General features: G+C 64.6%; 11 protein-coding genes. 5 read left to right on the plus strand and 6 right to left on the minus strand.

Going from position 1 to position 14,561, the window contains the following annotated elements; all coding sequences use genetic code 11:
- Positions 1-25 precede the first annotated feature (25 nt).
- Positions 26-1,732 (minus strand): L-lactate permease, encoded by a 1,707-nt coding sequence (locus BOH68_RS16940; RefSeq protein ID WP_077379973.1) that lies wholly within the window; start codon positions 1,730-1,732, stop codon positions 26-28.
- A 412-nt stretch (positions 1,733-2,144) separates the two neighbouring features.
- Here BOH68_RS16940 and BOH68_RS16945 point away from each other — a divergent pair, with 412 nt between their 5' ends.
- The 3 genes from BOH68_RS16945 to BOH68_RS16955 all read left to right on the plus strand — a co-directional run bounded on the left by BOH68_RS16945 (position 2,145) and on the right by BOH68_RS16955 (position 6,792).
- The gene (locus BOH68_RS16945) at positions 2,145-2,912 is read left to right on the plus strand and encodes an FCD domain-containing protein (RefSeq protein ID WP_077379971.1); all 768 of its coding nucleotides are present in this window, start codon (positions 2,145-2,147) and stop codon (positions 2,910-2,912) included.
- A 77-nt stretch (positions 2,913-2,989) separates the two neighbouring features.
- Positions 2,990-5,350 (plus strand): ATP-binding protein, encoded by a 2,361-nt coding sequence (locus BOH68_RS16950; RefSeq protein ID WP_167592950.1) that lies wholly within the window; start codon positions 2,990-2,992, stop codon positions 5,348-5,350.
- A complete protein-coding gene (locus BOH68_RS16955; RefSeq protein WP_077379969.1) occupies positions 5,347-6,792 on the plus strand; it encodes a sigma-54-dependent transcriptional regulator in 1,446 nt (481 codons plus the stop codon). Before BOH68_RS16950 ends, BOH68_RS16955 begins: the two co-directional genes overlap by 4 nt.
- 36 nt (positions 6,793-6,828) lie before the next feature.
- Here BOH68_RS16955 and BOH68_RS16960 read toward each other — a convergent pair whose 3' ends face one another.
- The 3 genes from BOH68_RS16960 to BOH68_RS16970 form a co-directional block, all read right to left on the minus strand.
- Positions 6,829-7,536 carry a metal-dependent hydrolase gene (locus tag BOH68_RS16960; protein ID WP_077379967.1) on the minus strand — a complete coding sequence of 236 codons (708 nt, stop codon included), beginning with the start codon at positions 7,534-7,536 and terminating at the stop codon, positions 6,829-6,831.
- A gap of 247 nt (positions 7,537-7,783) precedes the next feature.
- Entirely contained in the window at positions 7,784-8,326 is a 543-nt protein-coding gene (locus BOH68_RS16965) for a gamma carbonic anhydrase family protein (protein ID WP_077379965.1), read from the minus strand.
- A gap of 167 nt (positions 8,327-8,493) precedes the next feature.
- A complete protein-coding gene (locus BOH68_RS16970) occupies positions 8,494-9,837 on the minus strand; it encodes a sodium-dependent transporter (RefSeq protein ID WP_077379963.1) in 1,344 nt (447 codons plus the stop codon).
- A gap of 282 nt (positions 9,838-10,119) precedes the next feature.
- Between BOH68_RS16970 and prlC the strand changes: the two genes are divergently transcribed.
- Together prlC and BOH68_RS16980 are read left to right on the plus strand one after the other, a co-directional pair.
- Entirely contained in the window at positions 10,120-12,168 is a 2,049-nt protein-coding gene (prlC, locus tag BOH68_RS16975; protein ID WP_077379961.1) for an oligopeptidase A, read from the plus strand.
- A 172-nt stretch (positions 12,169-12,340) separates the two neighbouring features.
- A complete protein-coding gene (locus tag BOH68_RS16980) occupies positions 12,341-12,592 on the plus strand; it encodes a YheV family putative zinc ribbon protein (protein WP_077379959.1) in 252 nt (83 codons plus the stop codon).
- Positions 12,593-12,713: 121 nt separating this feature from the next.
- Here the strand turns inward: BOH68_RS16980 and sodC are convergent, their stop codons facing one another.
- The gene (sodC, locus tag BOH68_RS16985; RefSeq protein ID WP_077379957.1) at positions 12,714-13,283 is read right to left on the minus strand and encodes a superoxide dismutase family protein; all 570 of its coding nucleotides are present in this window, start codon (positions 13,281-13,283) and stop codon (positions 12,714-12,716) included.
- A gap of 159 nt (positions 13,284-13,442) precedes the next feature.
- On the minus strand, positions 13,443-14,294 hold the full coding sequence (gene metF, locus BOH68_RS16990; RefSeq protein WP_077379955.1) for a methylenetetrahydrofolate reductase [NAD(P)H]: 852 nt from the start codon (positions 14,292-14,294) through the stop codon (positions 13,443-13,445).
- Positions 14,295-14,561 lie beyond the last annotated feature (267 nt).

The raw sequence follows: 14,561 nt of genomic DNA on the forward strand, positions 1-14,561 counted from the left end.
AGGGCAGCATCACGAAAAGGCTCTGTCACTTGAGCAATGGGTCACTCAGGCCAAGCAAGTGGAACGCCAGCAAGCCAAGCACGCCAGAAGCCAATAGATAGTAAGCCGTCGGAATCGCCGTCATGCGCAGGGTGCGTCCCTCACGCCCCAGCAGGCCGACGGTCGCCGAGGCCGCCACCACATTGTGGATGGCGATCATGTTGCCGGCCGCCGCCCCGACCGCCTGCAGCGCCACCATCAGGGCCCCCGAGAGCCCGAGCTGGGCAGCGACATTGAACTGGAACTGCGACAGCATCATGTTCGAGACCGTGTTGGAGCCGGCGATGAAGGCCCCCAGCGCGCCGATGCCGGACGCGAACAGCGGATACGCCTGACCGAGACTGTCGGCCACCACGTTCGCCATCACCACCGGCATCGAGGCCAGGTCGTTCAGATTGACGCCGGAGTTGATCAGGATGCGCACCATGGGAATGGTGAACACCAGCACGAATCCGGCCCCGACCAGCGTGCGCCAGGATTCACTGGCCGCCGCCACCAGCTGACGCGTCTGCATGCGATGCAGCATCAGGGTGATCAGTGCCACGAAGACCATGATGCCGCCCGGCAGGTAGAGCGGTTGTATCGACCCCGACACACCGCTGGCCCCCAGCAGGTCCGTGGCACTGAACTGCACGCTGACCAGCCACGCCTTGACGTCGCCCGACACGCGCGAGGCGACCAGCAGCAGCGCGATCAGGCCATAGGGCAGCCATGCCAGCCACAGTGGTAGCGGGCGTCTGCCGGCGGCAGCCATCTCGACCTCATCACGCTCCGGCGTCAGGTCGCCCAGCCAATGCCTGGGCCATTCGGCCTCGGGCGGAAAATCCCAGCTGTCCTTCGGCAGAAGAAAACCGACACGCGCCGCCGGTACCACGATGATCAGACCGACCAGGGCGCCGATCAGTGACGGGAATTCCGGGCCGAGGAAGACTCCCGCCGCCACGTAGGGCAGCGTGAAGCACAGCCCGGCGAACAGCGCGAACGGTGCGATCGACAACCCTTCACTCCAGCGTTTCTTCGCGCCGAAGAAGCGCGTCATCATCACGGTCATGAACAGCGGCATCAGCAGGCCGACGATGCCATGCACGATGGCGACTTCCGAGGTGATCAGCTGCAGGAAGGCCTCCCAGCTGGAATGATTCGCCAGCAGCTGCTCGCTGAGGCTGGCCTTGTCGAGGCCCGCGTTCACGCCGATCACGATCGGCGTGCCCACCGCACCGAACGATACCGGCGTCGACTGGATCATCATGCCCACCATCACCGCCCCCAGCGCCGGGAAGCCGATGGCGACCAGCAGCGGCGCCGCGATGGCCGCAGGCGTCCCGAAGCCGGAAGCGCCCTCGATGAAGCTGCCGAACAGCCAGGCGATGATGATCGCCTGTACGCGCCGATCCGGGCTGATGGTGGTGAAGGCACCGCGGATCACCGCGATCGCCCCGGAATGCTTGAGGGTGTTGAGCAGGAAGATGGCGCCGAAGATGATCCACAGCACCGAGACGGTGACCATCAATCCCTGCAGCGTGGAGGCCAGAATGCGCGTCAGCGACATCTGCCACACGAAATAGCCGATGGCAGCGGTGACGAGGAAGACCAATGGCATGGCGCGGCGCGCGGGCCATTGCAGGCCGACGAGCAGGATGCCCGCCAGCAGAATGGGGGCAAAGGCCAGCAAGGCCAGGAGGGGCTCGGACATGACGGAAACTCCGCAGGCGAATTGTTGTGATTGTTGTCGGGCACAGCAGTGAAGCACTCGGGGTTGGCGCACCCTCTGGTCAGGTCTTCACATAAATTGGTCATACCAATTTACCTTGCTGTACCTCGGCATAATCTAGGCGTCGCCCTCATGGCGGTCAAACATCATGAGCTGCCTGATATCTAGACATTGGTCAAAGCACCATCGCCCTTTAAAATTGGTATTACCAATTGTTGGCAATCCCAATCAGCCACGCGAGGCGTGGTTGTCATACATATTGGTAAGACCAATGTCGGCTGTAGCGCGAAGTCGCCACACGCCACACTGATCCTCGGTCGCGCCTCTTCTGCATGCCGCACACCGGCTTGCAGCACTCGGCGCCACCTTTCACTCCTGCCGCAAGGACACTTCCATGCGTTACGCCCCCGTCCGCCAACCCCGTATCGCCGATGTGCTCACCGAACGCCTCGAGAGCATGATTCTCGAGGGCAGTCTGAAGCCCGGTGAGCGGCTTCCTCCGGAGCGCACCCTCGCCGAGCAGTTCGAGGTCTCGCGACCGTCCGTACGGGAAGCCATCCAGAAGCTGGCGGCGCGCGGGCTTTTGACCTCACGTCAGGGTGGCGGCACCTACGTGTCCGAAGAGTTGGCGCGCGCCTGGTCCGACCCGCTCAGTGCGCTGCTGGGTCGGCACTCCGAGTTCAATCTCGACCTGCTGGAGTTTCGCGACGCCCTGGAAGGCATCAGCGCCTATTACGCTGCCATGCGCTCCACCCCGGCCGACAAGGAGATGCTGCGTCAATGCTTCGAGACGCTGGAGAAGAGTTTCGAGGGACGTGATCCGGAACTGGAAGCCGGCGCGGATGCCGCCTTCCACCTCGCCATCGCCGAGGCCGCACACAACGTGGTGCTGCTGCACTCGATGCGCAGCCTGTTCCAGTTGCTGGAGAAGAGCATCGTGGCCAACCTGCGCCACCTGTTCGAGAAGCCCGAATCGCGTCCGCGCCTGATCCAGCAGCACCGCACCCTGTTCGAGGCGATCATGGAAGGACGCGCCGAGGACGCCCGCAACGCGGCCCACGAGCACCTGGTGTTCGTCGAGGATTCACTGCTGGAGCTGGAGCGCGCCGAAACCCGTGCACAGCGTGCCCTGCGCCGTGCACAGGCCATGCCGGAGCGCTGAGGGTGCAACGCTGATGGATCAGTGAGGGTGGCCGTTCCCCCCCTTCCCCTTGAGCCCTTGCCCAGGAAGGCCTGCCGATGAAGGACACGCGTCTGCCTCACCACTGGCGTCTGCTGCTGGCGATCGTGCTACCGATCGGTCTGATGCTGTGCGTCTGGCAGGCGGTGGCCGTCGCGCGCAGCCAGTCACTCGAGCGCCTGACCCATGAAGCAGACAACGAGTTGCGCCTGACCGCCGCCAGCCTGCGTGGTCAACTGAGTCAGCATGCCTACCTGCCACGGCTGGTCGCCGAGAACGATCAGCTGCGCGCTTTCCTTGATGCCCCCGATGACCCCAGCGCCGAGATGGCACTCAATCAACGGCTGGATCGCATGCGCGCGCTCGCGAAGGTGTCCGACCTCTACCTGGTCAACGACGTCGGCACCACCATCGCCGCCAGCAACTGGCGCTCGGCATCCACCTTCATCGGCCAGAACTATCGCTTCCGCCCCTACTGGAAGGACGCCATCGATGGCGGCGAAGCACGCTTCTACGGGCTGGGGACCAGTTCCGGCGAGCGTGGCTACTTCTTCAGCGCCAGCGTGGTGAGTCCCCGCGGGCGGCGCGGCGTGGTGGTGGCCAAGGTGCAGATCGCCGCGCTGGAAGCGGCATGGCTGGATCAGAATGCCGACATCATGGTCACCGACCCGCACGGCGTGATCTTCATCGCCAGTCAGCCCGACCGGGTACTGCGCACGCTGGACCCCCTCAGTGACGAGACCCGCAACCGGCTGCTCGACACCCAGCGCTATGCCAATCAACGCCTGCGCCCCCTGCGGCTTTATCACCGTGAAGCCTTGTCCGATCTGTCGACGCCCGAGCCGCCCTTGCGTCTCGACGCTGTCACCACGGTCGAGCTGCTGCAACTGACGCCGGGCGATCTCTGGCAGCACGCCTGGTTGAGCCTGTCACGCCCGCTGCCGGACATCGGCTGGCGCCTGCATGTGCTCAAGCCACTGGCCCCGCTGCGCGGCAGCATCTGGCAAGCCGCCGGACTGGCCGCCGGTGGCTACGTACTGCTGTGCCTGCTGGCGGGGCTGGGCTGGCAACGGCTGCGCATCCTGCGCGAGCGGCGTCTGTTCGCCGAACGTGAACGACAGTCGCTCGCCGCCAGTCAGCAACGGGTGCGGGGCATCATCGACCGCACTCAGGCGGGGCTGTGCATCCTCGATGAACGTGCTCACCTGGTGTACCTCAATCCTACCGCCGTGGCGCTGTTCGGTTCGCCCTTGAGCGCCGATGCCTCACGGGACGACAGCCCCCGGCAGCCCAGCGCACGCGAAGGGCGTGACCTGCGCGAACTGTTCCTGCCGGCCGAGCGTGCGCTGCTGGACCACCTGACCCGCCCCCGCCCGATCGGGCCGCTGGAAGTGCATGGCCTGCGCAGCGGAGTGGCCGTGCCGCTGGAGCTGTCCTGCGCCCCGCTACCGAGCCCCAATGGCCCGCGCTGGCTGGTGACGGTCTTCGATGTCAGCGAGCGGCGCGCCCAGGCCGAGGCCCTCGCCCAGGCACGCGATGCCTTCGAGCAACGCGTGGTCGAGCGCACCCGTGACCTCGCTGCCAGCAATGCGCGCCTGAGCGCGGAAGTCGAGGAACGCACCCGCGCCGAGCGTGAGCTGCGCGCGACCCGCGATGAACTGATCCAGACTGCCAAGCTGGCAGTGCTTGGCGAGCTGGCCGCCGGCATCAACCACGAGCTCAACCAGCCACTGGCCGCCATCCGTGCCTATGCCGAGAATGCCAGCGCCTTCCTCGCCCGTGCCCAGACACCTCAGGTCGAGAGCAACCTGCGCCAGATCACCGAGCTGACCCAGCGCATGGGCGAGATCAGCGCCCAGCTGCGCCAGTTCTCGCGCAAGAGTGGTGACCGCCTGGAAGCGGTCGACCTCGCCACCAGTCTCGACTACGCCCTGCGCCTGCTGCAGCCACGCCGTGATGCCCAGGCAGTCGACATCACGCGTGAGCAGAGCACCGCCCTGCCCAGGGTGCGCGCCGAACCGGTACGCCTCGAGCAGGTACTGGTCAATCTGCTCAGCAATGCACTGGATGCGCTGGCTGACAGACCGTCAGCGCCAGCCTGCCTCCAGCTGAACCTGCATGAACGAGCCGGCAGTGAAGGCACGCAAGTGGTGCTGGAAGTGCATGACAACGGCCCGGGACTTGCGCCAGCCCAGCTGACGCGGGTCTTCGAACCCTTCTATACCCAGCGCGCCGATGGCAAGGGACTGGGACTGGGACTGTCGATCAGCGCGCGTATCGTGGCGGATCTCGGCGGCACCCTCGAGGCGCATCCCTCACCGCTGGGGGGCGCACTGTTCCGGCTGACGCTGCCGGCGTCGGGCACGCCCTCACAGCCCCTTTCCCCATCCGCCGCCGCCAATTCACAGGAGCCGTCATGAGTGATGTCACGAATACTGACATGCAGGTGCTGGTCGTGGATGACGAACCACATCTACGCGACAGCCTGAGCCAGAGCCTGATGCTGGCCGATTACCTCACCCGGCCGCTGGCCAGTGCCGAGGAAGCGCTTGAGATCCTGAACACCGAAGCCCCCTTCGAAGGCGTGGTGATCACCGACATCCGCATGCCGGGCATGGATGGTCTGAGCCTGCTGCGCGCTGCCCGTGAGCTGGATGACGAGCTGCCGGTGATCGTGATGACAGGGCATGGCGATGTCGATACCGCCGTCTCCGCCATGCAGGGCGGCGCCTGGGACTTCATCGAGAAACCCTTCGATCGTGAGCGGCTGCTGGACGGGGTGCGGCGTGCGGTGGCCGCCAGACGTCTGGCGCTGGAGAACCGCTCACTGCGCGAGCAGCTGGATACCCAGCGCAACAGCGCCGGGCCGCGCCTCGTCGGCAGCAGCGAGGTGATTCAGCGCCTGGATGCCCAGGTCTCACGGCTGGCGGCGGTGGATGCCGATACCCTGCTGTACGGCGAGACCGGAGCCGGCAAGGATCGCGTGGCCCGCTGTCTGCACGAGCGCAGTCTCCGTGCCAGCAAGCCCTTCGTGGCACTCAATTGTGGCGGCATGCCGGAGACGTTGATCGAGTCGGAGCTGTTCGGCCACGAGAAGGGGGCCTTTACCGGCGCCAGCGAGCGCCGGATCGGCAAGCTGGAACACGCCGACGGCGGCACCCTGTTTCTCGATGAGATCGAGTCCATGCCGATGTCGTTGCAGATCAAGCTGTTGCGTGTCCTTCAGGAGCGCAGTATCGAGCGACTGGGCAGCAATACACCGCGCCCCATCGATATCCGCGTCATCGCGGCCACCAAGCGTGACCTGCGTGAAGCGGCCAGCGCCGGCGACTTTCGTGAAGACCTCTACTACCGCCTGAACGTCGTCACGCTGTATCTGCCGCCACTGCGTGAGCATCGCGAGGATATCCTGCAGCTGTTTCGACACTTCGCCATTCTGGCCAGCGAGCGCACCAGTCTGGAGGTTCCGCCGCTGGATTCGCGTACGCTGCAGGCGCTGCTCGACCATGACTGGCCGGGCAATGTGCGTGAGCTGAGAAACTGTGCGGAGCGTCATGTGCTGCTGGGGGGACTGGAGGGCAATATCGGCGACAGCATGGCGGAGGGGCAGCCGCCGGGAGCGTCCACCGAACAACGCAGCCTGCAGGCGGAGATGTCACTGGAAGAGAGCGTCAGCCAGGCAACCGAAGGGCAGGCACTGCCGACACGCATGGAGGCCTTCGAGGCCGCGCTCATCCGTGACGCGCTGGCCGCGTGCCGCGGACAGGTCGTGATGGCCTGCGAACGACTGGGACTGCCGCGCAAGACACTTTACGACAAGCTCAAGAAGCATGGCCTGAGTGCCGAACCCTACCGGCGCTGAAGCGCATGGCGGGCTGCGGGAGAGGTAGCCGTCGTGTCAGACACCGGCCATCAGGCGAGACAGGCTGGCGCCGAAGACGGACAACGGTCCCTGCAGGTGCATGATGTCCACCAGCACCGCCAGCGGCGGTAGCCAGGGAGTCATCGCGGCGATCACCGCCACCATCGCCAGCGAGTTGCCCGGCTCGCGGTAATCGAACAGCTTGAAGGCAGTGCCGAAACTCTTCTTGAGACGCGCTCCGACCATGTCAACGCTGTACATCTCATCCAGCAACAGATGGATCATGGCGCCGAACAACAGGGCGGCGCCCTGCCACCAGGCCTGCTCCTCACTCTGGCCGAGCAGATGCAGACTGGCGGCCGTCACGCCCAGCGAGCACAGCAATGAGGCCAGCAGGGAATGCCAGATGCCGCGATGGACGGTGAAACGCTTGAAGATGGCGCTGGCCACATAGCGCACGCCCAGATAGGTCGCGCCGCCCGCCATCATTAGCGGCCCCGCCAGCAGGCGGTCCTGCAGCAGCAGCACGCAGGCCATGGTCGCCAGCACCGCAAACAGCGTGAACAGGATACGGATAGCGCGCGAGTTGTCGGAGTCGATGTCCGGCAGGATGCCACCGAAGGTCGTCAGGCTCGCCAGCGGCACACCCTCCGCCAGCGACCACAGGCCGCCTTGCCAGCCTGCCGCCGCCACGATACCGCCGGCAAAGGCTGCCACGGTGATATGGGTACGAAAATTGGCCATGAGATACGGGTCGCGAGCCCTCGACGATGTCACTGGACCAGTCACCACACGCTGGCACTGGATATATGTCCAGATTATGACGCAAGCATTTCATGAAAAACAATGGCTTGTCCGGGTTTGTGAGTGCAGATGCTGCCTCCACCGTCAACGCTCGGGAAATGCAGCCCCCGAAACGCGCACTCCCCCGCCAGCCTGGGCCGACGGGGGAGTGCTCTTTGCTGCGCTCGGGGAACTCCTTGAAGGAGGTTCAGCCGGCGTAATCCTCAGCCAGATGCTGATCCTTCAGCTTGACGTAGTTCACCGCCGAATAGGTGAAGAACTCACGCTCGCTGTCCTTGATGGGACGCAGCGCACGCGCGGGATTGCCCGCATACACATGCCCGCCTTCGAGACGCTTGCCAGGCGGCACCAGTGCGCCCGCCGCGATGATGACCTCATCCTCCACCACCACACCGTCCATCACGATGGCTCCCATGCCGACCAGCACGCGGTCATGGATGGTGCAGCCGTGCAGCACGGCCTTGTGGCCGATGGTGACGTCGTCACCGATTTCCAGCGGATGGCCGCCCGGATTGAAGTCGCTGGCGTGAGTGATGTGCAGCACTGCCCCGTCCTGCACGCTGGTACGCGCGCCGATACGGATACGGTGCATGTCGCCGCGGATCACGGCCAGTGGCCATACCGAGCTGTCATCACCGAGGGCGACATCGCCCAGTACGACACTGCTGGGGTCGATGAAAACCCGTTCGCCCAGCCGCGGCGTCAGGCCCTTGAAGGATCGAATGCTCATGCCTTGCCTCCTGAATTAGGCCACCAGCCTACTGCTCCCATCGTCATGATGCCAATAGCGCGGCAGCCTGAATCGCGTTGCGGTTTGCTCGACGACGCTCATTTCCCCGCCTTGCGGCACCGCCCCTCCCGAGGACTAAACGCCCTGCTCACGTAACCCTTGGCGGCCTACTTGAAGAAGCTCCACCCCAGCACGACCAGCACCAGCGGAATCGAGATCCAGCGCAGCACCCAACGCCAGCGACGGAAGAAACGACGCGACGTCCCCAGCCCCGCCAATGCCAGATTCTGCGGCATGATCCAGCCCGCGAAGATGGCGATCAGCAGGCCGCCGATCGGCAGGAAGAAGTCCGGCGGAATCGTCGTCACCACATCGAAGGCGTTCATCTCGCCCAGCAGGTGCACTTCCTTGAGGCTCGAGAAGGACAGCACCGACAACAGGCCCATCGCCCAGACCGCGATACCCACCGCCAGCGCGGCACGCCGACGTGTCATTCCCCAGCCCTGCAGCACCTCGACGATGGGCTCGGCGATGTTGATCGAGCTGGTCCAGGTCGCCAGCAGCAGCAACAGGAAGAACAGCGCCAGCAGCAGGCTGCCGCCCGGCAGATTGGCAAAGGCGATGGGCAGGCTGACAAACATCAGGCCGGGCCCGGAAGCCGGGTCCAGTCCCTGACTGAACACCGCCGCGAAGATGGCGATCCCCGCCAGCAATGCCACCCCGATGTCCAGCGCCGCCACGGCGATCGCGGCCGTCGGCAGACTCTGGCGCTCCGGCATGTAGGCGCCATAGGCCATCAGCGCACAGGCGCCGACCGCCAGCGTGAAGAAGGCATGCCCCATGGCATTGAGTATCACGTCCAGCGTGATGGCGTCGGGATTGGGCATGAACAGCCAGCTGATGGCGGGACCGAAGCCCGGAGTGCTGATGCTGTAACCGGCCAATGCCAGCAACAGCACGTAGAGCAGCGGCATCATCAGGTTGTTGAGACGTTCGAGCCCCGAGGAGATGCCGGCGGCCACCACGCTCATGGTCATCAGCATGAAGACGGTGTGGTTGAAGGTCATGGTGACCGGGTCTTCCAGAAAGGCACCGAAGGAGGCGCCGATCTCCGGCGGGCTCATGCCGCTGAAGTCCCCCTTCAGTGAATCGACCAGATACTCGATCGACCAGCCCGACACCACCGAATAGAACGACAGGATGAAGAACATGGTGATGGCACCGAAGAAGCCCAGCCAGCGCCAGTTCGGCGTACGGCCAGCGCTGGTCGCCAGATGGGCGAGCGCCTGCATCGGCCCGCGCCGACCGGCGCGACCGATCATGATCTCGGCCATCATCACCGGCAGGCCCAGCAGCAGCACGAAGCCGATGTACAGCAGCAGAAAGGCCGAACCGCCGTTCTCGCCCGTCATGTACGGGAAGCGCCAGATGTTGCCCAACCCGACGGCAGCGCCGGTGACGGCCAGGATGAAGGCGCGGCGACTGCCCCAGCGTTCGGTGGTTTCGCTCATGTCTGCTCTCGTGGTGAAGAATCGATAGTCAATGAAGGCTCATCAGGGGCTGCAAGATAGCAGCCGCGTCGTTCAGGGCCAATGCAGGCTCGGCTCGGGCGTCCCACGCGGAGAGGTCCGGGCCGCCTCCTATCGGGTCGATAGATTGAATAACACGCGCCAAGGCCTCACATTCTAGGTATCCCCGCGGCGACGGTGACACCGTTCTCGTGGCGCCTCCGATGCGCCAGTCTTCCTTTACCGTTCACCGCTGCCGCCCATCCGAATGACGCGAGGTACACGATGTCGATCAATCCCCTGCTGGAACGCAACACTCTGCCCCCCTTCGACACCCTCAAGGCCGAGCATGTCGAAGACGCGATCAGCGAACTGCTGGAGCACAACCAGCAGGAGATCGAGCGCCTGATCGAGGCCACCCGCGACGACACGCGCTGGGACAACTTCGCCGCGCCGCTGGAAGCGCTGGGCGACCGCCTGAGTCAGGCCTGGTCACCGGTCTCGCACCTCAACTCGACCATGAATTCCCCAAAGCTGCGCGAGGCCTATCAGGCCTGTCTGGCCAAGCTGTCGGCCTACTCCACCTGGGTGGGTCAGAACAGCGATCTGGCTGCGGCCTATCAGCGCCTTGCGGACAGCGACGAATTCGCAAGCCTCGATGAAGCCCAGCAGAAGGCGATCACCAACAGTCTGCGCGATTTCCGTCTCGCCGGTGTCGATCTGCCCCAGGACAAGAAGCAGCGTTATGGCGAGATCCAGGCGCGCCTGTCCGAACTCTCCAACACCTTCTCCAACCATGTGCTGGATGCCACCCAGGCCTGGCACAAGGATGTCGAGGAAGAGGCGCTGGCGGGCGTGCCGGAAAGCGGCCTCGCGGCGCTCAAGGCCAACGCCGAGGCCAAGGGGCTGGAAGGCTATCGCATCACCCTGGACTTCCCGAGCTTCTTCCCGGTGCTCAGCTACGCCGACAACCGCGAGCTGCGCGAGGAGGTCTACACCGCCTTCGTCACCCGCGCCTCGGAAAAGGGTCCCAACGCCGGTGATTTCGACAACGGTCCGGTGATCGAGGAGATTCTGGCCCTGCGTCAGGAACTGGCTAGGCTGATCGGTTTCGACGATTACGCCTCACTGTCACTGGCGACCAAGATGGCCGACTCGCCGGCACAGGTCATCAGCTTCCTCGAGGACCTCGCGACCCGTGCAGTGCCCCAGGCGCGTGAAGAGTTCAACGAGCTGGCGGCCTACGCCACCGAAAGCCTCGGCATCGATGACCTGCAACCGTGGGATGTCGGCTACGCCAGCGAGAAGCTGCGCGAATCACGCTACGCGATCAATCAGGAACAGCTGCGCCCCTACTTCCCGGCGCCGCAGGCCATCGAGGGACTGTTCGAGGTGGTCAATCGCCTCTACGGCATCACCTTCCAGCAGCGTGAAGTGCCGGTGTGGCACGACGACGTCAGCTACTACGAGGTGATCGAGAATGACACGCCGATCGCCGGCTTCTATCTCGATCTCTATGCCCGCGAAGGCAAGCGTGGCGGCGCCTGGATGGATGAGTGCCGCGTGCGTCGTCGCCGCGAGGATGGCAGCCTGCAGTTGCCGGTCGCCTATCTGACCTGCAACTTCACCCGCCCGGTGGGTGGCCGCCCGGCGCTGCTGACCCACGATGAAGTGGTCACGCTGTTCCACGAGTTCGGTCACGGTCTGCATCACATGCTGACCCGTCAGGAAGTCGCCGAAGTCTCCGGCATCAATGGCGTGGCGTGGGACGCCGTCGAACTGCCCAGCCAGTTCATGGAGAACTTCTGCTACGAGCGTGAAGGGCTGGATCTGATCGCGCGTCACGTGGACACCGGCGAGCGTCTGCCCGACGACATGCTCGAGCGCCTGCAGGCAGCCCGCAACTTCCAGGCGGCGATGACCATGGTCCGCCAGCTGGAATTCTCGCTGTTCGACTTCCGCCTGCATCACGAGCTCGACACGCCGTCCGCCGGCGATGTCCAGACGCTGCTCGACGAGGTACGCAGCAAGGTCGCCGTGGTCCCGGCAGTCGAATTCAACCGCTTCCAGAATGGCTTCAGCCACATCTTCGCCGGCGGTTACGCCGCGGGCTACTACAGCTACAAGTGGGCCGAAGTGCTGTCGGCGGATGCCTTCAGCGCCTTCGAGGAAAGCGCCGTCTTCGACACCGCCACCGGTCAGCGCTTCCGGGAAGAGGTACTGGCCAAGGGTGGCTCGCGTGATGCCGCCGAGCTGTTCCGCGCCTTCCGGGGCCGTGACCCGCAGGTCGATGCCCTGCTGCGTCACTCCGGTATCGGTGCCCAGGCGGCCTGAGCCTCGCCCAGACCCCGGTCTTGATGACGGCGCAAGCCTGATCACACACCGCTGTCCCTGCGCCCCTGACCTTTGCCGGTCGGGGGCGTATCATATGGCGCATCGTCCGCCTGACGCTCGCATTGCCCGATGCCGAGCGGCCTGACACAACCAGATCCTGACTGGAGGCACCATGTCTACCATCAAGCGCTTCATCGCGGGTGCCGTCTGCCCACGCTGCGGAGCAATGGACCGCCTGCGCACCTGGGAGCAGAACGAGACACGCTACCGTGACTGCGTGTCCTGTGACTTCTTCGAGCAGCAGGCCATCGAGGAACCGCCCACCCTCGAGGAGCTGTCCACGCGCGTGAACGCGCCACGCGACGAGCCCGCGAGTGATGAGGTCCAGCCGGTGCGTATCCTGGACCCCGGCAAGCGGCATTGACCGCATGTGATATCGCGAGCCCCCCGTGGCATCCATGCTTGCTGCATGAAAAAGCCCCGCCAGATGGCGGGGCTTTTGCGTATCAGCTCGACGGACTGTCAGCTCGACTGGCCCACGGCTTTCATTTGACCACGCCGCAGGCAACGCGCGAGCCGCCACCACCCAGCTTGGGCGTATCGGTGTAGTTGTCACCGCCAGAGTGGATCATCAGCGCATGACCGCCGAGATCGCTCTCCTTGAGGCGCGGAGCCAACACCGGCAGCGAGATCTTGCCATCGGCATCGACGCTCAGCGCCGGAAGATCGCCCAGGTGACCATCGCCATACGGGCCCTGGTGGGTGCCGGTCTCCTCTGGGTCGAAGTGGCCACCTGCCGCGGCACCGGCCACGGCCTCTCCGTCCTTCTCGGCGGGTTCGCAGCTGGCATTGGCATGCAGGTGGAAGCCATGGATGCCGCTTTCGAGCCCTTCGATCTTCGGCGTCAGCAGCAGACCATCAGCAGTGTCCTCGGCCATGATGCTGCCGACGGTCTCGCCGACCCCGTCACTGCTGACACGATGCATTTCCACCTCGGTGGCCGCCTGGGCGACACCCCCGAACAACCAGGCACCCAGCGCCAGCGCAGCGGCGCTCTTGAAGGGCTTTCTGGTAGATGACGCAAAGGATGCCGTGTGCTGTGTCTCGTGATTCATGAGCAATCTCTCCTTCACTGAGGCCGGCTCCACTGCCGACGCCTTGAGTGGCTTGCGGGCCGCTGTCGCAAGCGGCTACCCCTCAGACCTCAGGGCGAGAGACGTCACATTCAATGCAATGCTGCCAATGACTTGCCGCGCACGCCGGGCGAGCGCACCTCAGCGAGAAGAGATCCCCAGGTTTTCCAGCACCTTGAGACACGGCCCGGCCTGGTTGAGGGTATAGAAATGCAGACCCGGCGCGCCGCCATCCAACAGACGCTGACTCATCCGCGAGATCACCTCGGTACCGAAGGCCTGGAGGCTCTCGCTGTCATCGGCGTAGCTCTCGAGCTGCCTGCGAATCCAGCGCGGAATCTCGGCACCGCAGGAGTCGGAGAAACGCGCCAGCTTGGTGTAATTGGTGATCGGCATGATGCCCGGGATGATCGGCTGCTGGATGCCCAGATCACGTGCTCGCTCCACGAAGTGGAAGTAGGCATCGGCATTGAAGAAATACTGGGTGATGGCGATGTCGGCCCCGGCATTCATCTTGCGCGCGAAGTTCTCCAGATCCATACGGTAGTTGTCAGCCTGCGGGTGACACTCCGGGTAGGCGGCCACCGCGATCTCGAAATGATCGCCGGTCTCGTCACGCACGAACTCCACCAGCTCATTGGCATGGCGCAGTTCACTGCGTGCGCCCATCCCGGACGGCAGATCACCGCGCAGCGCCACCAGGCGCTTGATGCCCTGCTCGCGATACTCGCCGAGAATCTCGCGCAGCTCACCACGGTCGCTGCCGACACACGACAGATGCGGCGCCGTGCAGATACCGCTGCTGCGCACGGACTGCACGGTATTGAAGGTGCGCTCACGCGTGGAGCCACCAGCGCCATAGGTGACCGAGAAGAATGCCGGGTCCAGCGCGGCCAGGCGGTCACGGACACCCATCAGCTTTTCACGTCCCACCTCGGTATTCGGTGGAAAGAACTCGAAACTGATGCCTGAGGGGTGTTCGCTGGCGCTCATGGGGCGGCCTCCTGGTCGGTCGTGTCCGGCATTGATGTTCTTGTGCCGCACACGTCGCGGTGTGCGTGCTGCCGTGTGGCGCTGCGCTGATGACACAAGCACGCGCACGGTGCATGTCATGCATCATGACCTGCGCCTCGATCCACGGCCAATGAAAGGTTTTCGCCTCAACATCAATATCATTCATATAAGAAACTGCTTTCTTATAACCACAACGCCTTACCCGGCTCACCTGCTGCACGACACCCTCCCTGCAGCCCGAGCGGG

It is taken from the genome of Cobetia sp. MM1IDA2H-1 (genome assembly GCF_002916775.2).
Lineage (GTDB): Bacteria > Pseudomonadota > Gammaproteobacteria > Pseudomonadales > Halomonadaceae > Cobetia > Cobetia marina.